Origin of the sequence: Pseudomonas sp. 5C2 (assembly GCF_034314155.1) — a bacterium.
Classification (GTDB): Bacteria; Pseudomonadota; Gammaproteobacteria; order Pseudomonadales; family Pseudomonadaceae; genus Aquipseudomonas.
On the sequence record NZ_JAVIWH010000003.1, the window covers coordinates 643,460 to 667,836 of the forward strand.

Here is a 24,377-nt window from a genome sequence, read left to right on the forward strand (position 1 = left end):
ATGGGCTGTACATCCCGCGCGCAAAGGTCCGCAGCCGCAGACAAGCACGCTCAAGACGACTATGCCGAGCAGTCTCGAAAAAGAAATTTTAGTTGAGCGTAAAAGAGGTAGGGGTGTATCGCGGTGCGCGGGCGCGCACCGAAAGGACTGAATTCAAGCGTGGGTATCGATCAGCGTGCCAAGCACTTCATCGGAAGCCTTGGCAACCTTGACCCCGAGTTCTGCCTGGATCTTGCCCATGGACAGTTCCACCGCACTGGAGGCCAGGTCGGTTTTCCGGCTGCGATCAACCGAATGCAGGCGGTCAGCCTGGTAGTTGGACGACTGGTTATTCGCGGAGGTTTCGACCCCGTTTTGGGCGATCTGGCTGGCCGCTTGATCGACACGCGCCTGCCCGCCCTGAATGCTGCTCAGGCCCGAGTAGAAAGCAGTGTTTCCGGAGATTTCCATACGACGGTCCCTCAGTTCATAAAGCGAACCCGGTCATTGAAGCAGACTGAAACCTAAAAGGCCCGACAAAAAGACTAATAGCAATTGGCCGCACGATAGTCAAAGTACTTTTGACGCAGCACTGTCGCGCAGCAAACCCGGTCAATTGTAGGCGCTGCCGAAGGCTGCGATAGACGGCGTGAGCCCCTCAGGTCGCCCCTTAATCCAGCAACTCCAGATGAAGAAATTCCGCCACGGCCTCAGCCGTCGGTTTTTTCAGCCGAGGCACGCGTCCCAGGCACGGCGCTGGCAAGCGTTCGGCCAGGGTGGCGAGGTTTTCTTCCAGGCGAGCCGTCTTGCCATCGATAATGTTGGCGACCCAGCCCGCCAGCTGCAGGCCGTCCCGGGCGATGGCTTCGGCGGTCAACAGTGCGTGGTTGATGCAACCCAGACGCACCCCGACTACCAAAATCACGGGCAATTGCAGTGCCTTTGCGAGATCGGACAGATTACTCTGGTCGGCGAGCGGCACGCGCCAGCCCCCAGCCCCTTCAATCAGGGTGAAGTCTGCACCCTTGCTCAATAGATAGCGCATGGGTTCCAGCAGAGATTGTACGGTCAATGCCACGCCCGCTTCGCGCGCCGCCAAATGGGGAGCGATGGCCGGCTCGAATGCCACCGGGTTCACCTCTTCATAGGTCAGCGCCACTGAGCACTCCGCCAGCAGTGCCTGTGCATCGGCGTTGCGCAGGCCCTCGGGGCTAACAACGCAATCCGACGCTACCGGTTTGCCCGCTGCCGTGCTCAACCCTGATTGGCGGGCGGCATACAGCAGCCCGGCGGCAATAGTGGTTTTACCGATGTCAGTGTCGGTACCCGCGATGAAGTATGAACTGTTCATCTCAGTGCCTTACGTTCAAGGTTTTTCCAACACCGCGTAGACCACTTGGTAAGTGGCCGGCAGCCCTTCACTCTGGCGAAAATGCTCATACGCGTCGATCAATCCCAGTATGCGCGCGCGTCCGGTCAAACCACCGGGTCGGCCAGGGTTGAGGTTGTGCGCGCCGAGGGCTTTCAGCTCATGAGTCAGGCTGCGCACGTCCGGGTAATGCAGGACATGGGGCTGCACTTCGAGGCTTCGCACCCGCAAGCCACTGGCCGCGCACAGCTGTTGATAGTCGTCGAGCGGGCGGAAATGGTTAACGTGCACCAGGCCGTCCACCGCCTGCCAGCTTTCGCGCAGCTCATATAAGGTGCCGACACACAGGCTAGCAAACGCCAACACGCCCCCCGGTTGCAGCACACGCCGCGCTTCGCTGAGCACCGCAGCAAAGTCCGCGCACCACTGCACCGCAAGGCTGGAAAAAATCAGCCCACAGCTTTGATCCACCAACGGCAGGCGCTCGGCATCACCGGCGACAAAGTGCTGCGCCCCGCCCGATGGACGCGCATGACGCAACATGCCTTCGGCGATATCCAGCGCGAGGCCTTCGCTCTGGGTGAAATGTTCAGCCAGCGCGCGACTGAAATAACCAGTGCCGCTGCCCAGGTCCAGCCAGCGCGATGGGTTCAGCGGAGGCGGCAAGCGTGCGAGCAGTTCGCTGCCCACGGCGCGCTGCAATTCGGCGACGCTGTCGTAGCTGGCCGCTGCACGGGAAAAGGACGCGGCAACCTGACGCTTGTCGGGCAAGGCACCGGACAGGGTGGTGTTTGGTTGTTTGAAACAGGATAAATCAGTCATCACCCGACTCATGCAAAAAGGCCTGAATTGCCGCAGCCACTCCGTGGGGATTTTCCAAGATGAACGCATGACTGGCCTCTTCGATCAGGCCAACCTCGACATCAGGCAGCAGGGTCAGCACATCACTGGCAGCCTCTGCCGGTACCAGCGCATCAAGGCCCGCGAACAGGTGCAGTTGCGGACCACGATAGGCCTGTAAGGCAAGCCGGGTATCGAGCTGCCCCAGCAACTTCAAGCCATTGAGCAGCACGTCAGCCGGGGTGTGGGGTGCACCGGCATACAGCAGGCGCGCCAGACCGCGCGGGTCTTCGGCACCTTGCACGCACAACAGGCTGAAGCGCTTGAGCGTGCCCAAGGGATCGGCGCTGCACCCTGCAAGAAACGCATCGAAGTCCTCGGGCGGCATCGCGCTGGGCCAGGCGTCACGCGATACAAAACAGGTGTTGCTGGCAAACGTCAGCAAACCACAGCAACGATCGCCGCGGCGCGCAGCCAGTTCCGCTGCCAACATGCCACCGAGCGACCAGCCGCCAAGCCATGCGTTGTCCGGCAACGTGGCGTCCAGTTCATCGAGCAGCTCACTCAGCTCGACGTTTCCGAAAGCGGACACGTCGAACTCGGGTAGCGGCTCTACTTCAACCCGCAAATGTTCGTCCAGACCGCGTAAAGCAGCAGCCAACGGCTCCAGCGGCGAGATCCCGAGACCCCAGCCCGATAGCAAAACAAGACGATCACGCATGGCCTGCTTCCACCGATTCGCATGTGTCGAGCAGCGGGTAACACTGCGCCAATGCACTTAACAATAGCTGCACTTGCGCCTGGCTGTGAGCCGCGGACAAGGTCACGCGCAAACGTGCACTGCCGGCAGGCACGGTAGGCGGGCGAATCGCGGTCACCAACAGGCCGCGCTCACGCAGCATCTGCGACAGGCGCAAGGCGCGGCCACTGTCGCCAATCAGGATCGGCTGGATCGGAGTGAAGCTGTCCATCAGTTGCAGGCCGATCTGCTCGGCACCGCTACGGAACTGCTGAATCAAACGCGTCAGATGCTCCCGACGCCAATGCTCAGTGCGCAACAGCTCAAGGCTTTTCAGCGTGGCGCAGGCCAGCGCAGGCGGTTGGCTGGTGGTGTAAATGTAGGGCCGGGCGAACTGGATCAGGGTTTCGATCAAATCGTCACTGCCCGCGACAAATGCCCCGGCCGTGCCGAACGCTTTGCCGAGCGTGCCGACCAATACCGGCACGTCCTCCAGGCTCAAGCCGAAGTGCTCGACGATCCCCGCCCCGGTGGCGCCCAACGGGCCAAACCCATGGGCGTCGTCAACCATCAACCAGGCGCCTTTGGCCTTCGCCGCTTGCGCCAACGCTGGCAGATCGGCCAGGTCGCCGTCCATGCTGAACACGCCATCAGTGACCACCAGCGTATTACCGCTGGCTTTCTCCAGGCGCGCGGCAAGGCTGCTCCCGTCGTTGTGCAGGTAACGTGAAAACCGCGCACCGCTGAGTAAGCCGGCATCGAGCAAAGAGGCGTGGTTAAGGCGATCTTCCAACACCGTATCGCCCTGCCCGATCAGCGCCGTCACGGCACCCAGGTTGGCCATGTAGCCATTGGAAAACAGCAAGGCACGAGGACGACCGGTCAGGTCGGCAAGGGCTTCTTCGAGTTCATGGTGCGGGCTGCTGTGGCCGATCACCAAATGCGAAGCACCACCGCCCACGCCCCAGCGTTCAGCACCTGCTCGCCAGGCGGCGACCACATCAGGGTGATTGGCCAGGCCCAGATAATCGTTGCTGCAAAAGGCCAACAAGGGCTGACCATCGACCACCACTTCAGGGCCTTGTGGGCTTTGTAACAGAGGGCGGTGGCGATACAACTGTTCAGCGCGACGAGCAGCCAGACGCGTGCGGAGATCGAAAGACATGCAGGCTCCGACGTTTAATGGGGAGAATCAGGCCGAGCCAGCGAAACCGGCTCGGCGACGTTGATCAGACCGACGCGGCGTCGTAGAACAGCTCGCTGCTTTTTTGCTCGACCAGCGCTTGCTCGATGGCCGCCTGATGCACTTCGTCCGCGTGCCCTTCGCGCGCTTCAGGAAGGATGCCCAGACGCGAGAACAGCTGCATGTCCTTGTCCGCCTGAGGGTTGGCGGTGGTCAGCAATTTGTCGCCGTAGAAAATCGAGTTGGCACCCGCGAAGAAGGCCAGGGCCTGCATCTGCTCGTTCATCGCTTCGCGGCCAGCGGACAAGCGCACGTGAGACTGAGGCATGAGGATGCGCGCCACGGCCAGCATCCGGATGAAATCGAACGGGTCGATGTCATCGGCGTTTTCCAGCGGCGTGCCAGCAACTTTGACCAGCATATTGATGGGCACCGATTCTGGATGCTCAGGCAGGTTAGCCAACTGAATCAGCAGCCCTGCACGGTCGTCCAGGGTCTCGCCCATGCCGAGAATGCCACCGGAGCAGATTTTCATCCCGGACTCACGCACATAGGCCAGCGTCTCCAGACGCTCGCCGTAGGTACGGGTGGTGATGATGCTGCCGTAGAACTCCGGCGAGGTGTCCAGGTTGTGGTTGTAGTAATCCAGACCGGCGGTGGCCAGCGCTTGGGTTTGATCTTGGTCGAGACGCCCCAGGGTCATGCAGGTTTCCAGGCCCATGGCTTTCACGCCTTTGACCATCTCCAGCACGTACGGCATGTCTTTAGCCGATGGATGCTTCCAGGCCGCGCCCATGCAGAAGCGCGTCGAGCCGATGGCCTTGGCGCGTGCGGCCTCTTCCAGGACTTTCTGCACTTCCATCAATTTTTCTTTTTCCAGCCCGGTGTTGTAGTGGCCGGACTGCGGACAGTATTTGCAATCTTCCGGGCAGGCGCCCGTCTTGATCGAGAGCAGGGTCGATACCTGCACGCGGTTGGCATCGAAATGAGCGCGGTGCACGGTCTGCGCCTGAAACAACAGGTCATTGAAAGGCTGTACGAACAGCGCTTTGACCTCGGCTAAAGTCCAGTCGTGACGCAGAGTGGCGGTGATGCTGGCGCTCATTGGGCGGCTCCTCGTTTGTTCTTTGGCTATTGCCTGTGCGGCGGGTCAAAACCGAAAGCCCACAGGCGCAACACGGATGTTCGGCATATTTAAGGAAGAGCCATGCGCTGTCAACCACCGAGCACGTTTCAGGTTTACATCTGGTTAAAAAGTAAACAATCGTGTTTGCTGTGCGACGAAACCACAGACGCGATTTTCCCCATCTGCACCGGCTGTGAAACCGATCTACCCTGGCTCGGCGATCAATGCGAGCGCTGCGCCCTGCCCATGCCGATGGCTGGCCTGACATGCGGCCAATGCCTGCGGCACCCGCCGGCCTTCAGTGAAGTGGTGGTGCCCTGGCGTTATGACTTCCCCATCGACAGCCTGGTCACACGGTTCAAGCATCAGGGTAAATGGCCCATGGGTCGCTTGCTCGCTGAATTGCTTGGGCAATCGCTGCACTATCGCTTCGCCGAAGGCCTGCCACGCCCGGATTGCCTGCTGCCAGTGCCGTTGGCCAGCAAGCGCCTGCGCCAGCGCGGCTACAATCAAGCCGCGATGCTGGCCCGCTGGCTCGGTGCTCAAGTAGACATTCCGATGGACGAGCGCCTGTTGCTCCGGGTACTGGAAACGCCGGCTCAGCAAGGACTCGACGCTAAAGCCCGCAAACAAAATCTGCGCAAGGCCTTTGCATTGGCTGACAGCGCTCAGATAAAGGACCGTCATTTCGCGGTGGTCGATGACGTACTGACCACCGGCGCTACCGCCAATGCCCTTGCCCGGCTATTGATGGATGCCGGCGCCTGCAGGGTCGATGTCTATTGCCTGGCGCGCACGCCCAAGCCTGAGGATTGAGTGGACATACCTCATGCAAGCGCGTGGGACGACGCCATGAATTGCCTTACACTTCAAGCCTCACACTAAAGTCCGCCACCATGCCCCTGCCCCTCCTCCTGACCCAACACATGGTCCGCCGCCCGCAGCGTATTGCCCTGCTGCAGCACATCGCCGAGCAAGGTTCGATCACCCGCGCAGCGAAAAGCGCCGGCATGAGTTACAAGGCGGCGTGGGACGCCATTGACGAGCTGAACAACCTCGCGAAAGAACCCTTGGTTGTGCGCAGCGTCGGCGGACGTGGCGGTGGCGGCGCGCAGTTGTCGGTAGAGGGCCTGCGCGTGCTGCGTCTCTATCAGCGCTTGCAGGCGTTGCAGTCTCAGGTACTGGAAGCGACTGAGGAAACCGCTGATCTGGATTTGCTCAGCCGTTTGATGCTGCGCACCAGCGCGCGCAATCAACTGCACGGTCGCATCGAAACCATCACTCGCCAGGGCCATAACGACCGGGTGCGCCTGCAACTGGCTGACGACCTGTTCATCGATGCGCAAATCACCCATGAAAGCACCCTGAGGCTCGAACTGAAGATTGGCACCGACGTCGTGGCACTGATCAAGGCCGGATGGCTGGAGCTGCTCGGCGACGGACAGCCCGTAACATCCGGCCACAATTGCTTGACGGGAAAGATTGAAGACATTCTCGACGCAGAAGACGGGCCCAGTGAGGTTCGTATCTCATTGCCCAGCGGACAGACACTTTGCTCTTTGGCCGAGCCCACGCAGCTCTCCGCACTGCGACTGGAAAAAGGCGCCTCAGTTCGCGCGCAGTTCGCACCGTCCTGCGTGCTGCTGGGTACGCCGTTGTAACGACCGCTGAACCTCGAAACCGACACATAAACGTCATGTGGGCTTACTAAGGTGACTGCCAAACCAAGCAGGGAGCCCGTCATGAGCCTATTAGAAGACAACCAGCCCACCGACCTTGAACAGCTGATAGGTCTGAGTCGACGTCGCTTCATCGGTGCGGGCGCCCTGTGCGGTGCGGCGATGTTTCTGGGCGGCAACCTGCTGAGCCGCAGCGCATTGGCCACCAGCGTCAGCGCAGCATCGAGCACGCTCCTCGGCTTCGCCAGTATCCCCGCCTCCACCCAGGACAGCATCAGCCTGCCGCCCGGTTATAAAGCTTCGGTCCTGATCAGTTGGGGCCAGCCACTGCACACCGATGGCCCCGCGTTCGACCCCAGCGGCAAAGGCAGCGCCAAGGCGCAAGAAGCCCAGTTCGGCGACAACAACGATGGCATGAGTCTGTTTCCGTTTCCCGGCAAGGAAAACGATCACCGCGCGTTGATGGCGATCAACAATGAATACACTCACTATCGCTACCTGTTCGATCACGGCCAAGACCCACAATCCGCCGACGACGTGCACAAGGCCCTGGCCAGTGAAGGCGTGTCGGTCATCGAAGTGCGGCGCGAGGGCGAGCAATGGCGATTCGTTCAGGGTTCGCCTTATAACCGGCGTATTCACGGTAATTCGCCGATCCGCCTGAGCGGCCCCGCAGCGGGTCATGCCTGGCTGAAAACGGCGGCTGACAGCAGCGGCGAACACGTGCTTGGCACTTTCCAGAACTGCGCCAACGGTAAAACACCCTGGGGCACGTACCTGACCTGTGAAGAAAACTTCACCGATTGTTTCGGCAGCAGCAATCCCGAACAGGTGTTCGACGCCGGGCTCAAACGCTACGGTGTCGTGGCCGCCAGCAAAGACATCAACTGGCACCCACACGACCCTCGCTTCGACCTGGCAAAGACCCCCAACGAGATCAACCGGCATGGCTGGGTGGTCGAGATAGACCCGTTCGATCCGGCATCGACGCCGATCAAACGCACCGCGCTGGGCCGTTTCAAGCATGAAAACGCCGCACTAACCGAAACCAGGGATGGCCGCGCGGTGGTGTACATGGGCGACGATGAGCGTGGCGAGTTCATTTACAAGTTCATCAGCCGCGACAGGATCGATCACCAGAACCCCAAAGCCAATCGCGACCTGCTCGACCACGGCACCTTGTATGCGGCGCGCTTCGATGGCGGCGACAGCAACCCCGATCACCCTAGAGGACAGGGTCAGTGGATCGAACTGACTCATGGCAAGAATGGCATCGATACGGCCAGTGGTTTCGCCAACCAGGCTGAAGTACTCATCCATGCGCGCCTGGCAGCCAGCGTGGTGAACGCCACGCGCATGGACCGTCCGGAGTGGATCGTGGTCAGCCCAAAGGATGGCCAGGTGTATTGCACGCTGACCAATAACGCAAAACGCGGCGATGACGGCCAGCCAGTCGGAGGTCCAAATCCGCGGGCAAAAAATCAGTATGGGCAAATCCTGCGCTGGCATGAAAGCGCTGGCAATCCGGCCGCTATGACGTTCGCCTGGGACTTGTTCCTGATCGCTGGCAACCCGAGCGTCCACGCCGGTACACCGAAAGGCGGCTCAAGTAACATCACCCCGGCAAACATGTTCAACAGCCCGGATGGGCTTGGGTTCGATGACGCCGGGCGGTTGTGGATTCTGACCGATGGCGATGTGAGCAACACCGGAGACTTTGCCGGCATGGGCAACAACCAAATGCTGTGCGCCGACCCGGACAGCGGCGAGATCCGCCGTTTCATGGTCGGCCCGGTGGGCTGCGAAGTCACCGGCATCAGCTTCGCCCCGGACCAGCGAGCCTTGTTCGTCGGTATCCAGCATCCCGGTGAAAACGGCGGTTCGACCTTCCCGGAACACCTGCCCAACGGCAAACCGCGCTCCTCGGTGATGGTCATCACACGGGACGACGGAGGGATCGTCGGTGCCTGAATCGCGGGCAAGCGCGCCCCTGCACCATCGCCGTCGCCGCAAACCATCCGCGTTGCGCTACCATGACTGGCCCGACGCGGCAGCCTGCTGCGCGCAGGAGTAAGCATGGCCCACCCGTTTGCAACACTCACGCCCGATCTGGTACTCGACGCTGTCGAAAGCATTGGTTTTCTCAGCGACGCCCGCATTCTGGCGCTGAACAGTTATGAGAACCGCGTCTATCAAGTCGGCATCGAAGACGGCCAGCCGCTGATCGCCAAGTTCTATCGACCACACCGCTGGACCAACGAAGCCATCCTCGAAGAACACAGCTTTACCTTCGAACTGGCAGCGGTGGATATTCCCGTGGTGGCGCCGATGGTGCACAACGGCAAAACCCTGCACGAACATGCCGGCTTCCGTTTCACCTTGTTTCCGCGCCGTGGCGGGCGGGCGCCGGAGCCGGGCAACCTGGATCAACTGTATCGCCTGGGCCAACTGCTCGGCCGTATCCATGCCGTGGGTGCAACCAAGCCCTTCGAGCACCGCGAAGCTTTGGGCGTGAAGAATTTCGGCCACGATTCGCTGACGTATCTGCTGGAAAACAACTGCGTCCCACGCAGCCTGCTGCCGGCTTATGAGTCCGTCGCCCGCGACCTGCTCAAGCGCGTCGAAGACGTGTACGCCGCCACGCCACACACCAACATCCGCATGCACGGCGATTGCCACCCTGGCAACATGATGTGTCGCGATGAGATGTTCCACATCGTCGACCTCGATGACTGCCGCATGGGTCCAGCGGCGCAGGACATCTGGATGATGCTGGCCGGGGATCGCCAGGAGCGCCTGAGCCAACTCTCGGAACTGATGGACGGCTACGGCGAATTCCATGACTTCAACCCCCGTGAACTGGCGTTGATCGAGCCGTTGCGTGCGCTGCGTCTGATGCACTACAGCGCATGGCTGGCGCGGCGCTGGGACGATCCGGCCTTCCCGCACAGCTTCCCTTGGTTTGGCACCGAACGTTATTGGGGTGACCAGATCCTCGCTTTGCGCGAACAAATGTCGGCGCTCAATGAAGAGCCGTTGAAGCTGTTCTGACTCGCCGGACCTTTAACCTGAAGAACGGGTACCACACCCTCCAAGTGGCGCCCGGTGACGGCAGACACCCTAATAATTAGCTGCCTAAGGAACATGCATGCAAGTCGCCAACCCGCGTCGCGGGTATATTCTGGGCCTTATCGCCTACATCACCTGGGGACTGTTTCCGCTTTATTTCAAAGCCATCGCGGCCGTCCCCTCCATTGAAATCATTGTTCACCGCGTGCTCTGGTCCGCGCTGTGCGGCTCGCTGTTGCTGCTGGTCTGGAAGCACCCTGGGTGGTGGCGTGAGTTGCGCGACAACCCTCGCCGTCTGGCGATTCTGGCGCTCAGCGGCTCCCTGATCGCGGCCAACTGGCTGACGTATGTGTGGGCGGTGAATAACGGACGCATGGTTGAAGCCAGCCTCGGTTATTACATCAATCCGCTGGTGAACGTGTTGCTCGGCATGTTGCTCTTGGGCGAACGTCTGCGGCCCCTGCAATGGCTGGCCGTCGGCTTGGCCGCCGTCGGGGTCGCGCAGCAGGTCTGGCAGGTCGGCAGTCTGCCGTGGGTGTCGTTGGTGCTGGCACTGACCTTCGGTTTCTACGGACTGATCCGCAAAAAAGCGCCCGTGGCGGCATTGCCGGGCCTGGTGGTGGAAACCTGGTTACTGGTCCCTCTGGCGATTGGCTGGTTGTTGCTCAATCCAATGGCGGTCAGCGCTCAAGCCAGTTTCTGGACGACCTCTCAGGCCTGGTGGCTGGCGGCCGCAGGACCGATCACGGTCATGCCGCTGATCTGCTTCAACGCAGCGGCGCGTCATTTGCCGTACACCACGCTGGGCTTCCTGCAATACATCGCGCCCACTCTGGTCCTGTCGCTGGCGGTTCTGGTGTATGGCGAGCACTTGGCGGCCAGTACGCTGCTGACGTTTGCGTTTATCTGGGCTGGACTGGCGGTGTACAGCGTTGATATATGGCTGCGTTCACGCCGCTGAAACTGATCGAAAAACGTACAAATCCCTGCACGCCACGACAGCCGTGGCTTGCAGCGATCTCTCCAGAGGTTATCCACAGCCTCATTCAACTTATTTGTGCACAAGCCATTGAAACTGTTGGTTTTTTGATCAGTTCCAGCAAAGCCTTGATGGCTATGGGCCGCAGCGCTGTCTCCCCAGGTTATCCACAGGCAGGTGCACGTATAACTTGGATAACCTTTTTTGCCCTCTGTGCGTCAAACCTCTGCTCGAAGCACCAACTCGACCATCAAATCATCCGCCAGATTCTCCAGACGTTTCTGCAGCACATCCAGGGACAAGGTCAGCGGCACAGCCAGAATTGCCTCGGCGTGAAACAGCGGCTCGCTGCTCATCGGTGCCGGCCTGACATCGGTTATCAATCGTTCGAGGTTAACGCCCTGTTCAGCGAGCAAGCGCGTGATGTCACGCACGATGCCGGGGCGATCATTGCCAACCAACTCCATCGCGATCGGCTTCCAGGTGCAGGACTGCTCTATTCCACCTTGTGCAATCAATACCTGAATGCCGTGCGCCGACAGGCCCTGTAAGGCAACCACCAGCTCATCGTAGCCTTCTGCAGACACAGCCACTCTTAATATTCCGGCAAATTGCCCGGCCATCCGAGACATACGGCTTTCCAGCCAGTTGCCGCCATGCTCGGCGATACATTGGGCGATCCGCTCAACCTGGCCTGGCTGATCAGGCGCAAAAACAGTGAGTACGAGATGATCCACGGTCGGTTCCTCTTATTCTGCATGGGCCCAGGCCCCGATAAATCAGGGTTTTCAGAGCTGTCGGACAAGTATAGGCAACGCCTGCGGATGCGCTTTGGTCATCAAGGGATCATCGGTTTATTTAAAGGGCAGATCGTGTGCCGGTTTTAGAATCACCTGGAACAATCCTGAGGCTTTTTTAGAATATTCTGTCCCTCGGAGTGACCCGCACAAGACTACGGGTCGTTCAATGACGTATTTAGTCTGATTTTCACAACCGCAACTCATCATGTAGTATGCCGCAGCGAGCACTACATAACATTGGATTGATGTCTGCCAAGGCGCGTTTACAAACCCGTAGTTCCTTGCTGCACACGGTTGTGCGAGCAGCATGGGTCGAGCCCAGCCGCCAGCGATGGCATGTTCTGGCGCACGGGGTTTGATGAGCACGCCAAGGACTTTATTAGAAAGCTGAATAGCTGAGCAGAGTGAGGCAAGCAATGACTGAACACGTTCAAGTCGGTGGCCTGCAGGTCGCCCAAGTCCTGTTCGACTTCGTGAATAACGAAGCCATCCCTGGAACCGGCCTCGACGCCGCGAAGTTCTGGGTCGGTGCAGAGAAAATCATCAATGAACTCGCGCCGAAGAACAAAGCCCTACTCGCCAAGCGTGATGACTTCCAGGCGCAGATCGATGCCTGGCACCAGTCCCGCAAGGGCGTTGCGCACGACGCTGCGGCTTATAAAGCCTTCCTGCAAGAAATAGGTTATCTGCTGCCAGAAGCGGCGGACTTCCAGTTGACGACGCAAAACGTCGACGATGAAATTGCCCGCATGGCCGGCCCGCAACTCGTTGTGCCGGTAATGAACGCACGCTTTGCCCTCAACGCCTCGAATGCGCGTTGGGGTTCGCTGTACGACGCTTTGTACGGCACCGATGCCATCAGCGAAGCGGACGGTGCGGAAAAAGGCAAAGGCTACAACAAGGTCCGTGGCGACAAGGTCATTGCCTTCGCTCGTGCCTTCCTCGACGAAGCCGCGCCCCTGGCTGCTGGCTCGCACGTCGACTCAACCGGCTATAAAATCGTTGACGGCAAACTGGTCATCGCTCTCAAGGGCGGCAGCAACAGCGGCCTCAAAGACGACGCGCAACTGATCGGCTATCGCGGTCAGGCTGAGGCACCGACCGCCATCTTGCTCAAGCACAACGGTCTGCATTTCGAAATTCAGATCGACGCCACCAGCCCTGTCGGCCAAACCGACGCAGCCGGCGTCAAAGACGTGCTGATGGAAGCCGCGCTGACCACCATCATGGACTGCGAAGACTCGATCGCCGCCGTCGACGCTGATGACAAAGTGGTGGTGTACCGCAACTGGCTGGGCCTGATGAAAGGTGATCTGGCCGAACAGGTGTCCAAGGGCGGCGAGACATTCACCCGTACCATGAACCCCGACCGCACCTACACTGCACCGAATGGCGGCGACGTGAGCCTGCACGGTCGTTCGCTGTTGTTCGTGCGGAACGTGGGTCACCTGATGACCATCGACGCCATTCTTGATAAAGACGGCAACGAAGTTCCGGAAGGTATTCTTGACGGTCTGATGACCAGCCTTGCTGCGATCCACAGCCTCAACGGCAAAAGCACGCTGAAAAACAGCCGCACCGGTTCGGTCTATATCGTCAAACCGAAAATGCACGGCCCCGAAGAAGCGGCGTTCACCAACGAGCTGTTCGGGCGCATCGAAGACGTCCTGAACCTGCCACGCAACACGCTCAAAGTCGGGATCATGGACGAAGAGCGTCGGACCACGGTCAACCTCAAGGCCTGTATCAAGGCTGCCAGTGAGCGCGTGGTGTTCATCAACACCGGCTTCCTCGACCGCACCGGCGACGAAATCCACACCTCCATGGAAGCAGGCCCAGTCGTGCGTAAAGCACAGATGAAAGCCGAGAAATGGATTGCTGCCTACGAAAACTGGAACGTCGATATCGGTTTGAGCTGCGGCCTGCAAGGTCGTGCGCAAATCGGTAAAGGCATGTGGGCCATGCCTGACCTGATGGCGGCGATGCTCGAACAGAAAATCGCTCACCCTCTGGCCGGCGCCAACACCGCTTGGGTACCTTCGCCGACCGCTGCTGCGCTGCATGCGCTGCATTACCACAAGGTTGACGTGTTTGCCCGCCAGGCCGAACTGGCCAAACGCGGTCGCGCCTCGATAGATGACATCCTGACCATCCCGTTGGCGCCAAACACCAACTGGACGGCCGATGAGATCCAGAACGAACTGGACAACAACGCCCAAGGCATCCTTGGTTATGTCGTGCGCTGGATCGATCAAGGCGTCGGTTGCTCGAAAGTGCCGGACATCAACGACATCGGCCTGATGGAAGACCGTGCCACGCTGCGTATCTCCAGCCAACACATCGCCAACTGGTTGCGCCATGGCGTCGTCAGCGAAGCGCAGGTGCTGGAAACCCTCAAGCGTATGGCACCCGTGGTCGACCGGCAGAATGCCAACGACCCGCTGTATCGCCCGCTGGCCCCGGATTTCGATAGCAATATCGCGTTCCAGGCCGCAGTAGAACTGGTGATCGAAGGGACTAAACAACCCAACGGTTACACCGAGCCGGTGTTGCATCGCCGTCGTCGTGAGTTCAAGGCAAAAAACGGGCTGTAAGCTGCAAAATGCGGTGTGTCTAATACACCGCATTCGCTTCCCACAGGGAATCGCGATTTTCTGTGGGAGCGAATTAACTCGCGAATAGCTGTACTCGCTCTACCTGACACCCCTCTCACTCCATCCCCAACTCACGCTTGACCAACGCCAGCAACTGCTTGGTATTGATCGGTTTGAGCAAAAAATCCACCACACTCAAGTGCATCGCCGCGATGGCGTCTTTCACGTTGGCGTCGCCGGAAACAATGATGATCGGCAGCGCCGCACGCTCGGACTCACGCACCTGACGAATCAAGTCCAGCCCACTGCACGGCGCCATCTTCAGATCGGTGATCAACAAACCGATGGATTCACGGGTGTTCAGCCGGTTCAACGCCATATTGCCACTGGCCGCTGTGAGACACCTGATGCCATTGAGGCTGAGAATCTCGGCCAATACCTCACGGGCGTCTTTATTATCATCGACGATCAGCACCCGCTGTTGCGCAGGCTCATCAGGCGCTTGCATCACCTGATTGAGGGCCTCGCGCTCTTCATCGCTCAAAATATCGAGGTCAGGCATACACTCTCATTCCTATCCAAAGCCCTGCTCAGACAGCGGATTGCCCTGATTTCGCGGTACGTCTCGTCGGCTTTTTACGTCCATGCTCACCTGCGAAACACACGATAACCACTGCGCCAATTTATGCGAACCCCGTTGGATTAAGTTAAGCATTTTTCAGCGATCCTAGACTTACGTCCAATGGGCACTGCCCTGCAAGCGGCCGACCATGAACCTCTAAAACCCATTCGATAAAAATCGACAAAAAAGTGCGGTAGTGGTCATGAGCAAAGCGGATGCTTTCACCCAGGCAGGCAAAACGGCGGTGTTGCAGAACATTCAGGGCACGATTCAGTTCTTGCAAAAATTCCCCCCGTTCAATCAGATGGAAAACGCTCACCTCGCGTATCTGGTCGAACAGTGCCAACTGCGTTTTTACGCGACGGGCGAAAGCATCATCAAGCCCAGTGAGGGACCGGTAGAGCACTTTTACATCGTCAAGCAAGGTCGCGTGGTCGGCGAACGCCCTCATGCAGTCAAGAGTGGCACCGAAACTACGTTCGAGATCACCACCGGGGAATGCTTCCCCTTGGCGGCGTTGCTGGGCGAGCGGGCTACCCGCACCGAGCATCTGGCGGCCGAAGACACCTTTTGCCTGCAACTGAACAAGCTCGCCTTCATCAAGCTGTTTGCCCTCTCCAACACCTTCCGTGATTTCGCCTTGCGCGGGGTCAGCAGCCTGCTCGACCAAGTCAATCAACAGGTTCAACAGCGCGCCGTGGAGACCCTCGGCATGCAGTATTCGTTGAACACGCGGCTCGGCGAATTGGCCATGCGTCATCCCGTAACGTGCAGCCATGACACGCCTTTGCGGGCGGCAGTCAAGCTGATGCACGATCAGCAAGTGGGCAGCATCGTGATTGTCGACGAGCGCAAGACACCGCTGGGCATCTTTACCCTGCGTGATTTGCGCCAAGTGGTGGCCGATGGCGTTGAGGACTTGGGCCTACCCATCGAACAGCGAATGACTCAGTCGCCATTTTTTCTCAGCCCCGATGCCACCGCCTTCGATGCCGCCATCGCTATGACCGAACGGCATATCGCCCACGTTTGCCTGGTCAAGGACAAGCGCTTGTGCGGCGTGGTGTCCGAGCGCGACTTGTTCTCTTTGCAACGCGTGGACCTGGTGCATTTGGCACGGACCATCCGCACCGCCCCACGCATTGAAAGCCTGGTCAACCTGCGCGGGGAAATCGTGCAATTGGTCGACCGCATGCTTGCCCACGGAGCCTCGTCGACCCAGATTACCCAGATTATCACCCTGCTCAACGACCACACGGTGTCCAGGGTCATCGAGCTGACGCTGGCAGAAAAAGGCGACCCCGGCATCGCGTTCACCTGGCTGTGCTTCGGCAGTGAAGGCCGTCGCGAACAGACGCTGCTCACCGACCAGGACAACGGCATCCTGTTCGAAGCCCGCGACGCCGCACACGCGGCTGATATCCGTGGGAAGTTATTGCCTCTGGCGCAACAGATCAACCAAAGCCTGGCGCAGTGCGGATTTACCCTGTGCAAGGGCAACATCATGGCCGGCAACCCGGACCTGTGCCTGTCCCGCGCGGAATGGTCACGGCGCTTCAGCGCGTTCATTCGCGAGGCTACACCTGAAAACCTGCTGGCCTCGACGATTTATTTCGACTTGCGGGTGGTGTGGGGCAATGAGCAAGGCGCCGATCAACTGCGCCAGGAAATTCTTGATCAAATTGCCGACAACCGCCTGTTCCAGCGCATGATGGCCGAAAATGCGCTTCGTCATCAGCCGCCCGTGGGGCGCTTCCGTGACTTCGTGCTCGCGCGCAAAGGCGGTGAAAAAGCCACGCTTGACCTTAAAGTCCAGGGTCTGACCCCCTTTGTCGACGGCGCCCGCCTATTGGCCTTGTCCAATGGCATCGAAGCCAGCAACACCTTGGAACGCTTTCGTCAATTGGTCGCCAAAGGTGTGATCGAACCGCTCGACGGTGCCGCCTATGAAGAGGCCTATCACTTCATTCAGCAAACCCGCATGCAGCAACATCAAATGCAAAGCCGGCAAAATCAGCCGTACTCCAACCGGGTCGACCCGGACATTCTCAACCACCTGGACCGACGAATTCTGCGTGAGTCGCTGCGCCAGGCCCAACGCCTGCAAAGCAGCCTGACGCTGCGTTATCAGCTATGAATCTGAATCTATTCGGTTGGCTACGCCCGCACGCCCCTCACTTGAACGCACACCAACAGCAACGGCTGGAGCAGCTACTGCCCTGTGCCGCGCTCAACAAGAGTCCGCTGCGCCAACAACGCTGGGTGGTCCTGGACCTGGAAACCACGGGATTGAACCTGAACCGTGATCAAGTGCTGTCGATTGGCGCGGTGGTGATCGAGGACGGTGCCATCGACCTTTCTCAACAGTTCGAGCGGACCTTGCTGCGCTCGGATCACAAGGTCAGCCCCAGCGTGTTGATTCACGGTCTGGGCCCCAGCGCCATTGCCGCCGGCTGCGACCCGGCTGATGCCCTTCTGGACCTGATGGAGTTCGTCGGCAGTAGCCCGATAATGGCGTTTCATGCGGCGTTTGACCGGCACATGCTCGGCCGCGCCTTGAAAGACAGCCTCGGTTATCGCTTGCAGCACAGCTTTTTCGATGTCGCCGAGATGGCGCCGATGCTTTGCCCTCAGGCGCACATTCGTAAGGGTGGGCTGGACGCCTGGACCGCGTTCTTCGGCCTGCAAGCCGGCGAACGTCATCACGCCAGCGCCGACGCATTGGTCACCGCCGAGCTGGCGCTGATTCTGTTCAGCTACGCCCGCCGCCAACAAATCGACAGCCCGGCAAGCCTCGACCAACAATTGAGCCACTGGCGCAAACGCCAGGAAACTCATTCGTTTTAAGTGCCGCTGGTATTCAGTCCAAAGCCCCCAAAGTGAGCTGATTGGCGTGGTGACGCCGATCTGCGCGACAGTGGGTGGAACATGTTGTCTTGGGTCGGGATGGAGTGCCGATACGCCTTAGTGTTAGTGCGCGGGGGATTGTTGGCGCGTTGACGGATCGTCATTGCGGACAATCCACACGCTGATTAGTCTAGGCTCCTGTCTCATCCGAGGAATTCCCATGTCCGTTCCCAGCATGACCTTGTTCTACAACCTGGCATCGCCCTTTGCGCGCAAAGTGCTGATCCTGCTGCACGAGACCGGGCAACTTGATCGAGTGGCGTTGCTGCCGACGCAGGTCAGCCCTGTCAGTCCGGACGCAGCGCTCAATCAGGGCAATCCGGCTGGCAAGTTGCCGGCGCTGCGTTTGGCTGACGGCAATGTGATTCATGACAGCCGGGTGATTCTCGAATACCTCGACACCCAGCATGTCGGCAATCCACTGATTCCGCGTGAAGGCTCGGCGCGCTGGAGACGTTTGACCCTGGCATCTCTGGCCGACGCGCTGCTCGATGCGGCGCTGCTGATTCGGTATGAAACCGCCCTGCGGCCGCCGGAGAAACACTGGGACCTGTGGCTGGACAATCAAGCCGAAAAAATCCGGCGCTCGCTGGCGTATTTCGAACAGAACGCAATCGCCGAACTCAGCTCGCATTTCGACATCGCCGCCATCAGCGTTGCTGCCGCCCTGGGCTATCTGGATTTTCGTCAACCTGATCTGGACTGGCGCAACAGCTGCCCACAGCTGGCCAACTGGTTTGCCGACGTCAGCCAGCGGCCATCAATGCAGAGCACGCAGCCGCCGGTTTAAGGTTTTATGTGCAGAGACGGGCGACGCCTGCCACGCCGTCTTCGCGAAAGGGTCTCAGCCGCAGATCAGCAATCAGGTTTGTCTGCGGTATAACGACGCGCCGGATTGACTGCGGCACCGAATTCACGAAGGGCCTTGGCACCGATCAGCAGCGGATAATTGAAGCTGCTGCGGTCGGTCAGGTTGACCTCGACCGTGCGCTTGACCTTGCCCAGGCACAGTTCCAGATCGACGACCGGGCGTTTGCTCGGATCGGCGCTTTCTTCGTCATCTTCCTCGGAGCGGGTCTTGATCTTGCTGATCCGCGCGACCTTGTGCTCGTAGACCTTGTCGCTGGCACCTTTGGTCGCGAGGCGGAAGCGCACCCAGTCTGCGCCATCCCGTTTGAACATCTCGATGTCCTTGGCCGACAGCGACGCAGTCAGGGCGCCCGTGTCCATTTTCGCCTGGAGGGTTTCACCGATTTCCGGTACCCCGATGTATTCGTAGCGACCGTACAACGTTGGCTCAGCGGCCATCACAGGGAGGGCCAGCAGAGACAACAGGGCCAGGATTGATTTCACGTAGGGATTCCTCTAAATGGATGAAGCCTGTTCGCAGTAATTACGTGCCGCCAGCATAGATACCCGCACGTGAAACATTCGTAAACAGAGACAACGTACGCACCGTCGCCTTGCACGACGATGCGTCAAACGGGTGACTCAGCTACCGACATTCCACAGGCTACCCAAGCTTTGCAGCGCTGAACCGCTGGCGCCTTGCTGACCCAGGTATTGCAGGATCAACGGGGCGAACTGGCCCACCATACTGCTGTCCATGCCCAGCGCACCGAACGCCGAGTTGACGTCCGCCATGCTCTTGACGTTGCCCAGCGCGCCGGTCACCGCCGAACCACCCGAGTTTCCCATCAGACCGCCCAAACTGCCCAAACTGCCCAACGCGCCAGCACCGGACAATTGATCCAGACCCGGGACAGACTTGGTCAGCTGTGAATAGTCGTTGCCGCTCAATTTATTCTTGGCCAGGCCCAATAACGCGCCGGTACCGCCGACGGCTTGTTCAGAGGTCACGTTGAGCGTTCCCAAGGTACTGAGCAAATCGGTCGTTTGAGGCGTAGGCGCGACGTTCTGATTGCCCCCGGCAGCTCCTGAAACCACGTTGGCCGCATCACTCAGATTGAAAGCGAAGACCGAGTTCGCCGCCAAAGTCATTAGCGTAGCCAGTGCAAAACCGCGTGAAACCTTCATACAAACAACCTCGTCAGCCATGGAGTCCGGCGAATTGCCGGCATAAAACTGAACCGTTGGACCACAACATAAGCCTGATTGTTCCCTTGCGCCGTCCGGTTAAAACACCCTTGAGCCGGGCTGCCTGATTGGGCATCCCCGCTTCTCCATCGACAAGAAAGAGAGCTCCTGGGTGGATGGAACAGCGGCTCAATCTGGACTACCCTGCCATGGACTTGGCAAACTGCACAGCGCACCTCTTCACCTTGTCTGGAGAACCACTATTTCCTCTGACGACGCCGATGAACTCCGGCAACTGCTGGCTGAATGCACACTCGGTAACCGGCAAGCTTTTGAAAATCTCTATCGACGGGTTTCAAAACGCCTGTTCGCTGTCGCCCTGCGTTGCATGAACCGTAGTGATCTGGCCGAAGAAGTGTTGCAGGAAAGCTTTGTGCGCATCTGGCACAACGCCTCGCGTTACGACGGCAATCTGTCGGCACCGATGACGTGGATGATCAGCATCACCCGCAATCAGGCCATTGACCAGTTGCGCAAACACCGTGAAGTACCGCTCACCGAAGAACAAGCAGACATACTCTTCGACGACAGCCCGAGTGCCCACGAACAACTCGACAGTCAACGTGAAGCACAGGCGTTGCAGCACTGCCTGGATATGCTTGAAGGCATGCAGCGCACATCGATCGTCACTGCTTATTTCCAGGGGGTGTCCTATGCCGATCTGGCCATGCAATCGGCGGCGCCGCTCGGTTCAGTAAAGTCCTGGATTCGCCGAGGCATGGAGCGCCTGCGCAGGTGCCTTGAATCATGAATTACCAACAACCTGCTCTACGCCGCGCCCTCGCCGCCGACTATGCCATTGGCTTGATGTCGCTTACCGCGCGCCGCCGATTCGAACACCTGCTGCTGGACGATCCAGGCTTGCGCGCCGAACTGGCGCAGTGGCAGACCACCCTTGCCACGCTCACCGCCCCACTGCCAGAACACCCAGTGCCCGACCACGTCTGGCACGCCATCGAGGCCCGGATCGACCCGCAAAAACTGCACATCCCGGCCAAACGTCCGTTCTGGAACTGGCTGCGCGTGACCGCCGTCGCCTGCTCACTCGTCGTCGCAATCATCGCGGGCGTCCTCTACAACCGCGACACCCTCAACTACAGCGCCACACTGATGGCGGTCAATCAGCAACCCGCGATCAGTGTTCAGGCCTACAGCCACTATCTGAACGTCGCGCCCCTGGCCCTGCCTTCCGTCGAAACGGGGCGCAGCCTGGAGCTGTGGGCCATCCCGGCAGATGGAAAACCGGTCTCCCTCGGCCTGTTGCCCGCACACGGCAAAGGCCGGATCATCCTGAGCGAAAGCCAACAAAAACTGCTCGTTGCACCTGTCACTCTGGCCGTCAGCCTGGAACCCGAAGGCGGCTCACCCACCGGACAACCTACTGGGCCGGTGTTGTACAAAGGGGCATTGGCGGGGCTTTGATCAGAACACGCTGTGGGGTCTGAATTCATAAATAGAAAGGGCGACATAAAGTCGCCCTTTCTATTTATGAAACAAACTTAAGCAGCACTGAACAACTTGTGCGGATCAATCACAAACTTCTTCGGTACGCCGGCATCGAACTCGCCGTAACCGCGAGGAGCTTCGTCGAGGCTGATGACTTCGACGCCGACGATGTCTGCGATTTTGATCCGGTCCCACATGATGGCTTGCATCAGTTGGCGGTTGTATTTCATGACAGGGGTTTGGCCGGTGTGGAAACTGTGGGATTTAGCCCAGCCCAGACCCAGGCGGATGCTCAAGCTGCCCATTTTCGCGGCAGCGTCGACTGCGCCTGGATCTTCGGTGACGTACAGGCCCGGAATACCGATTTTGCCTGCAACGCGGACCACACCCATCAGTGAGTTCAGAACCGTAGCCGGTGCTTCGTGTTTCACACCGTCATGACCGTGACCACGGGCTTCGAAGCCTACGGCGTCGATAGCACAGTCCACTTCCGGTTCGCCCAGCAGCGCAGCGATTTGCTCGTGCAGTGGTGTGTCCAGCGACAGGTCGGCGACTTCGAAGCCTTGAGCCTTGGCGTGAATCAAGCGAACCGGGTTGACGTCGCCGATGATCACTACCGCAGCGCCGAGCAAGCGCGCAGAAGCAGCAGCGGCCAGACCCACAGGGCCCGCGCCCGCAACATACACTGTGCTGCCTGGGCCAACACCTGCCGTCACTGCGCCGTGATAACCGGTCGGCAGAATGTCGGAGAGACAGGTCAGGTCGCGGATTTTTTCCATCGCCGCGTCGCGGTCCGGGAGTTTCAGCAGGTTGAAGTCGGCATACGGTACCAACACATATTCAGCCTGGCCGCCGACCCAGTCACCCATGTCGACATAACCGTAAGCACCGCCCGGACGCGCCGGGTTGACGGTCAGGCACACGCCGGTGTTTTGCTCTTTACAGCTGCGGCAACGACCGCACGCCACGTTGAACGGCACGGAAACCAGATCACCGACCTTGAGGTTTTCAACATCGCGACCGGCTTCGATCACTTCGCCGGTGATTTCATGGCCCAGTACCAGACCGGTCTGTGCCGTGGTACGACCGCGCACCATGTGTTGGTCCGAGCCGCAGATGTTGGTCGACACCACACGCAGGATCACACCGTGATCAATGCGTTTGCCTTGTGGGTTTTGCATTTTCGGGAAAGGAATTGTTTGTACTTCGACCTTGCCGCCGCCGAGATACACCACACCACGATTACCAGACATGCTTTCACCTCGCTGTTATTTTTTTAATGGAGCGTTGAATTGATGTTGTCTGTGGTGCCGTCTTCGCAGCACCTCGGTACTAAAGAACCACCGTGCGATTCGCGTTCAAGAACACGCGCCGCTCGATGTGATAACCCACTGCCCTCGCCAACGTCTGGGCCTCGACATCCCGGCCTTTGGCGATCAGGTCTTCGGGGTAGTGGCTGTGATCGACCGCTTCGACGCCCTGGGCAATGATCGGGCCTTCGTCGAGGTCGTTGTTGATGTAATGCGCCGTTGCACCGACCAGTTTCACGCCCTTGTTGTAAGCCTGATGGTAGGGTTTTGCGCCCTTGAAGCCGGGCAGCAATGAGTGATGAATGTTGATCGCCCAACCGTCGAGACGACGGCACAGCTCGGGTGACAACACCTGCATGTAGCGGGCAAGAATCACCAGTTCGGCACCGGACTCCTGAATCACTTGCCAGACCTGACGCTCCTGCGCTGGCTTGTCATTGGGGTCGAGGGCGAAGTGGTAATAAGGAACCTCATGCCAGCGCGCCAGCGGTTCCAGATCCGGGTGGTTGGAGATCACCGCCACCACGTCCATGGACAACTGGCCGATGCGTTGGCGATAGAGCAGATCGTTCAGGCAGTGATCGGCCTTGGAGACCATGATCACCACTTTGGGCCGATAGTTGGGCGCAGTCAGCTCGAAGACCATACCGAAGGCTGCACCGCGTGCGGCCAGGCCCACCCGGAAAGCTTGTTCATCGAAACCCTCCGGCTGACGAAACTCGACGCGGATAAAGAACCGGCTCGACAGTCGATCATCGAAGGAATGGTGCTCGGTGACGTAACAGCTCTGCTCGAACAAATAGCGAGTCACCGCGTCCACCGTGCCTAAAACGCTCGGACAGTCGGCAGTCAGAATCCATGTATCGGGGGCGCGGCTCATCTGGCGGTGACTCCTTGTTGGTACTGTTGAAACCTCTTTGCAGGGACCGACGCTTTCGCGGACAAGTCCGCTCCTACAGGAATTGCGTCAGGCCTTGATGCTCAACCCGTACTCAGCGCTGGCGTCTTGCAACCACAGCCACCAGTAGTCGGAGAACGAGCGGCGGATCAGCAATTCCCAGGTCTCTTCACCCGTGCGGCGAATCACCAATTGCGACTTGGCGAACACCGTGCCGATGGCTTTACCCACCGGGAAGTTGTTCGGGTGCACATCGTAGCTGGTGGATTTCATCAGCAGTTCGCGAACCTTGGGCCCGGTCAGTTCCAGCAGAGTTTGCCCGCCGCTGACGTTGACCACGGCGATGTGCAGCCCATCCAGTGCTGCACGCAGACGCTGTTCGGTCGCCAGCTCTTCGCCACTCGGGACGATCAGCAGCCATTCATCCGGGCCCAGCCATTGCAGTGAGCTGTCGCCGTTGGCAACGACAGTCAGCGCAACCGGCAATTCCATGCCCAGCGCCTTGGCGACACCGGCCACGAACGCCGGGTCTTTGCCGTCGCCACGCAGGGTCAGATGGCCCAGCAGCTTCTTCTCGCGCAAGGTCACGCCAGGGTTGTTGCGGCCTTTGCCAACCAGGCTATTGAGGTCGGCGTGGAACAGCGGCGACTCGGCCTTTTCGCCGGTCGTTGGCCGCTGTTGGTAAACGTTGGCTATGGTCATAGAGCACCTGTCCTGAATTCTGTTGTGTTGCCGAAACA

24 protein-coding genes are annotated in these 24,377 nt (G+C 59.4%); 11 read left to right on the plus strand and 13 right to left on the minus strand.

Annotation, left to right across the window (positions count from 1 at the left end):
* Positions 1 to 153: 153 nt before the first annotated feature.
* From RGU44_RS17745 to bioB, 6 genes are all read right to left on the minus strand, one after another.
* Positions 154 to 450: a pyrroloquinoline quinone biosynthesis protein PqqE gene (locus tag RGU44_RS17745; protein ID WP_322218352.1), complete on the minus strand. Its 297-nt coding sequence runs from the start codon at positions 448 to 450 to the stop codon at positions 154 to 156.
* 199 nt (positions 451 to 649) lie between these two features.
* The gene (gene bioD / locus RGU44_RS17750) at positions 650 to 1,330 is read right to left on the minus strand and encodes a dethiobiotin synthase (protein WP_322182591.1); all 681 of its coding nucleotides are present in this window, start codon (positions 1,328 to 1,330) and stop codon (positions 650 to 652) included.
* 15 nt (positions 1,331 to 1,345) lie between these two features.
* Positions 1,346 to 2,170, minus strand: a complete 825-nt coding sequence (bioC, locus tag RGU44_RS17755) for a malonyl-ACP O-methyltransferase BioC (protein ID WP_322182593.1) — start codon at positions 2,168 to 2,170, stop codon at positions 1,346 to 1,348.
* Complete coding sequence (locus tag RGU44_RS17760) at positions 2,163 to 2,909, minus strand: alpha/beta fold hydrolase (RefSeq protein ID WP_322218355.1); 747 nt, start codon at positions 2,907 to 2,909, stop codon at positions 2,163 to 2,165. Before RGU44_RS17760 ends, bioC begins: the two co-directional genes overlap by 8 nt.
* A complete protein-coding gene (gene bioF / locus RGU44_RS17765) occupies positions 2,902 to 4,092 on the minus strand; it encodes an 8-amino-7-oxononanoate synthase (protein ID WP_322218358.1) in 1,191 nt (396 codons plus the stop codon). Before bioF ends, RGU44_RS17760 begins: the two co-directional genes overlap by 8 nt.
* Positions 4,093 to 4,156: 64 nt before the next feature.
* A complete protein-coding gene (gene bioB, locus RGU44_RS17770) occupies positions 4,157 to 5,215 on the minus strand; it encodes a biotin synthase BioB (protein ID WP_219064559.1) in 1,059 nt (352 codons plus the stop codon).
* Between the two features lie 102 nt (positions 5,216 to 5,317).
* Here bioB and RGU44_RS17775 point away from each other — a divergent pair, with 102 nt between their 5' ends.
* The 5 genes from RGU44_RS17775 (at position 5,318) to rarD (ending at position 10,945) form a co-directional block, all read left to right on the plus strand.
* Positions 5,318 to 6,052: a ComF family protein gene (locus RGU44_RS17775; protein ID WP_322182599.1), complete on the plus strand. Its 735-nt coding sequence runs from the start codon at positions 5,318 to 5,320 to the stop codon at positions 6,050 to 6,052.
* Between the two features lie 80 nt (positions 6,053 to 6,132).
* Positions 6,133 to 6,897, plus strand: a complete 765-nt coding sequence (locus RGU44_RS17780; protein ID WP_322218361.1) for a TOBE domain-containing protein — start codon at positions 6,133 to 6,135, stop codon at positions 6,895 to 6,897.
* A gap of 81 nt (positions 6,898 to 6,978) precedes the next feature.
* Positions 6,979 to 8,886 carry a PhoX family phosphatase gene (locus tag RGU44_RS17785; RefSeq protein WP_322182603.1) on the plus strand — a complete coding sequence of 636 codons (1,908 nt, stop codon included), beginning with the start codon at positions 6,979 to 6,981 and terminating at the stop codon, positions 8,884 to 8,886.
* Positions 8,887 to 8,991: 105 nt separating this feature from the next.
* Positions 8,992 to 9,966, plus strand: coding sequence for a serine/threonine protein kinase (locus tag RGU44_RS17790; RefSeq protein WP_322182605.1), 975 nt, complete (start codon positions 8,992 to 8,994; stop codon positions 9,964 to 9,966).
* 97 nt (positions 9,967 to 10,063) lie between these two features.
* Complete coding sequence (rarD, locus tag RGU44_RS17795; RefSeq protein ID WP_322182607.1) at positions 10,064 to 10,945, plus strand: EamA family transporter RarD; 882 nt, start codon at positions 10,064 to 10,066, stop codon at positions 10,943 to 10,945.
* Between the two features lie 236 nt (positions 10,946 to 11,181).
* Here rarD and RGU44_RS17800 read toward each other — a convergent pair whose 3' ends face one another.
* Positions 11,182 to 11,700 (minus strand): glycine cleavage system protein R, encoded by a 519-nt coding sequence (locus RGU44_RS17800; protein ID WP_322182609.1) that lies wholly within the window; start codon positions 11,698 to 11,700, stop codon positions 11,182 to 11,184.
* A 479-nt stretch (positions 11,701 to 12,179) separates the two neighbouring features.
* Here RGU44_RS17800 and RGU44_RS17805 point away from each other — a divergent pair, with 479 nt between their 5' ends.
* Entirely contained in the window at positions 12,180 to 14,357 is a 2,178-nt protein-coding gene (locus RGU44_RS17805; protein ID WP_322218365.1) for a malate synthase G, read from the plus strand.
* A gap of 115 nt (positions 14,358 to 14,472) precedes the next feature.
* Here RGU44_RS17805 and RGU44_RS17810 read toward each other — a convergent pair whose 3' ends face one another.
* Complete coding sequence (locus tag RGU44_RS17810; protein WP_322218368.1) at positions 14,473 to 14,919, minus strand: response regulator; 447 nt, start codon at positions 14,917 to 14,919, stop codon at positions 14,473 to 14,475.
* Positions 14,920 to 15,181: 262 nt separating this feature from the next.
* On the opposite strand from RGU44_RS17810, the gene RGU44_RS17815 reads away from it, so the two are divergent.
* The 3 genes from RGU44_RS17815 (at position 15,182) to RGU44_RS17825 (ending at position 18,676) form a co-directional block, all read left to right on the plus strand.
* A complete protein-coding gene (locus tag RGU44_RS17815; RefSeq protein ID WP_322218371.1) occupies positions 15,182 to 17,116 on the plus strand; it encodes a putative nucleotidyltransferase substrate binding domain-containing protein in 1,935 nt (644 codons plus the stop codon).
* 2 nt (positions 17,117 to 17,118) lie between these two features.
* Positions 17,119 to 17,826, plus strand: a complete 708-nt coding sequence (locus tag RGU44_RS17820; RefSeq protein ID WP_322182907.1) for a 3'-5' exonuclease — start codon at positions 17,119 to 17,121, stop codon at positions 17,824 to 17,826.
* A gap of 220 nt (positions 17,827 to 18,046) precedes the next feature.
* The gene (locus RGU44_RS17825; RefSeq protein ID WP_322218374.1) at positions 18,047 to 18,676 is read left to right on the plus strand and encodes a glutathione S-transferase; all 630 of its coding nucleotides are present in this window, start codon (positions 18,047 to 18,049) and stop codon (positions 18,674 to 18,676) included.
* Between the two features lie 65 nt (positions 18,677 to 18,741).
* Here the strand turns inward: RGU44_RS17825 and RGU44_RS17830 are convergent, their stop codons facing one another.
* Positions 18,742 to 19,239, minus strand: a complete 498-nt coding sequence (locus RGU44_RS17830; RefSeq protein ID WP_322182620.1) for an ATP-dependent zinc protease — start codon at positions 19,237 to 19,239, stop codon at positions 18,742 to 18,744.
* Positions 19,240 to 19,377: 138 nt separating this feature from the next.
* On the minus strand, positions 19,378 to 19,923 hold the full coding sequence (locus tag RGU44_RS17835) for a DUF2780 domain-containing protein (RefSeq protein WP_322218377.1): 546 nt from the start codon (positions 19,921 to 19,923) through the stop codon (positions 19,378 to 19,380).
* A gap of 172 nt (positions 19,924 to 20,095) precedes the next feature.
* Between RGU44_RS17835 and RGU44_RS17840 the strand changes: the two genes are divergently transcribed.
* Positions 20,096 to 20,734, plus strand: a complete 639-nt coding sequence (locus RGU44_RS17840) for a sigma-70 family RNA polymerase sigma factor (RefSeq protein ID WP_416194644.1) — start codon at positions 20,096 to 20,098, stop codon at positions 20,732 to 20,734.
* Entirely contained in the window at positions 20,731 to 21,405 is a 675-nt protein-coding gene (locus RGU44_RS17845; RefSeq protein ID WP_322218380.1) for an anti-sigma factor domain-containing protein, read from the plus strand. The genes RGU44_RS17840 and RGU44_RS17845 overlap by 4 nt, the downstream gene beginning before the upstream one ends.
* A 77-nt stretch (positions 21,406 to 21,482) precedes the next feature.
* Here RGU44_RS17845 and fdhA read toward each other — a convergent pair whose 3' ends face one another.
* The 3 genes from fdhA to RGU44_RS17860 all read right to left on the minus strand — a co-directional run bounded on the left by fdhA (position 21,483) and on the right by RGU44_RS17860 (position 24,339).
* Entirely contained in the window at positions 21,483 to 22,682 is a 1,200-nt protein-coding gene (fdhA, locus tag RGU44_RS17850) for a formaldehyde dehydrogenase, glutathione-independent (RefSeq protein ID WP_219064051.1), read from the minus strand.
* A gap of 79 nt (positions 22,683 to 22,761) precedes the next feature.
* Positions 22,762 to 23,619, minus strand: a complete 858-nt coding sequence (gene purU / locus RGU44_RS17855; protein ID WP_322182628.1) for a formyltetrahydrofolate deformylase — start codon at positions 23,617 to 23,619, stop codon at positions 22,762 to 22,764.
* An 87-nt stretch (positions 23,620 to 23,706) separates the two neighbouring features.
* The gene (locus RGU44_RS17860; RefSeq protein ID WP_322182630.1) at positions 23,707 to 24,339 is read right to left on the minus strand and encodes a sarcosine oxidase subunit gamma; all 633 of its coding nucleotides are present in this window, start codon (positions 24,337 to 24,339) and stop codon (positions 23,707 to 23,709) included.
* Positions 24,340 to 24,377 lie beyond the last annotated feature (38 nt).

What these genes read in the sequence shown, in the direction of transcription:
- RGU44_RS17745 (WP_322218352.1), bottom strand. Translation starts at nt 450, where the DNA reads ATGGAAATCTCCGGAAACACTGCTTTCTACTCGGGCCTGAGCAGCATT.
- bioD (WP_322182591.1), bottom strand. Translation starts at nt 1,330, where the DNA reads ATGAACAGTTCATACTTCATCGCGGGTACCGACACTGACATCGGTAAA.
- bioC (WP_322182593.1), bottom strand. Translation starts at nt 2,170, where the DNA reads ATGACTGATTTATCCTGTTTCAAACAACCAAACACCACCCTGTCCGGT.
- RGU44_RS17760 (WP_322218355.1), bottom strand. Translation starts at nt 2,909, where the DNA reads ATGCGTGATCGTCTTGTTTTGCTATCGGGCTGGGGTCTCGGGATCTCG.
- bioF (WP_322218358.1), bottom strand. Translation starts at nt 4,092, where the DNA reads ATGTCTTTCGATCTCCGCACGCGTCTGGCTGCTCGTCGCGCTGAACAG.
- bioB (WP_219064559.1), bottom strand. Translation starts at nt 5,215, where the DNA reads ATGAGCGCCAGCATCACCGCCACTCTGCGTCACGACTGGACTTTAGCC.
- RGU44_RS17775 (WP_322182599.1), top strand. Translation starts at nt 5,318, where the DNA reads ATGCGCTGTCAACCACCGAGCACGTTTCAGGTTTACATCTGGTTAAAA.
- RGU44_RS17780 (WP_322218361.1), top strand. Translation starts at nt 6,133, where the DNA reads ATGCCCCTGCCCCTCCTCCTGACCCAACACATGGTCCGCCGCCCGCAG.
- RGU44_RS17785 (WP_322182603.1), top strand. Translation starts at nt 6,979, where the DNA reads ATGAGCCTATTAGAAGACAACCAGCCCACCGACCTTGAACAGCTGATA.
- RGU44_RS17790 (WP_322182605.1), top strand. Translation starts at nt 8,992, where the DNA reads ATGGCCCACCCGTTTGCAACACTCACGCCCGATCTGGTACTCGACGCT.
- rarD (WP_322182607.1), top strand. Translation starts at nt 10,064, where the DNA reads ATGCAAGTCGCCAACCCGCGTCGCGGGTATATTCTGGGCCTTATCGCC.
- RGU44_RS17805 (WP_322218365.1), top strand. Translation starts at nt 12,180, where the DNA reads ATGACTGAACACGTTCAAGTCGGTGGCCTGCAGGTCGCCCAAGTCCTG.
- RGU44_RS17810 (WP_322218368.1), bottom strand. Translation starts at nt 14,919, where the DNA reads ATGCCTGACCTCGATATTTTGAGCGATGAAGAGCGCGAGGCCCTCAAT.
- RGU44_RS17815 (WP_322218371.1), top strand. Translation starts at nt 15,182, where the DNA reads ATGAGCAAAGCGGATGCTTTCACCCAGGCAGGCAAAACGGCGGTGTTG.
- RGU44_RS17825 (WP_322218374.1), top strand. Translation starts at nt 18,047, where the DNA reads ATGTCCGTTCCCAGCATGACCTTGTTCTACAACCTGGCATCGCCCTTT.
- RGU44_RS17835 (WP_322218377.1), bottom strand. Translation starts at nt 19,923, where the DNA reads ATGAAGGTTTCACGCGGTTTTGCACTGGCTACGCTAATGACTTTGGCG.
- RGU44_RS17845 (WP_322218380.1), top strand. Translation starts at nt 20,731, where the DNA reads ATGAATTACCAACAACCTGCTCTACGCCGCGCCCTCGCCGCCGACTAT.
- fdhA (WP_219064051.1), bottom strand. Translation starts at nt 22,682, where the DNA reads ATGTCTGGTAATCGTGGTGTGGTGTATCTCGGCGGCGGCAAGGTCGAA.
- purU (WP_322182628.1), bottom strand. Translation starts at nt 23,619, where the DNA reads ATGAGCCGCGCCCCCGATACATGGATTCTGACTGCCGACTGTCCGAGC.
- RGU44_RS17860 (WP_322182630.1), bottom strand. Translation starts at nt 24,339, where the DNA reads ATGACCATAGCCAACGTTTACCAACAGCGGCCAACGACCGGCGAAAAG.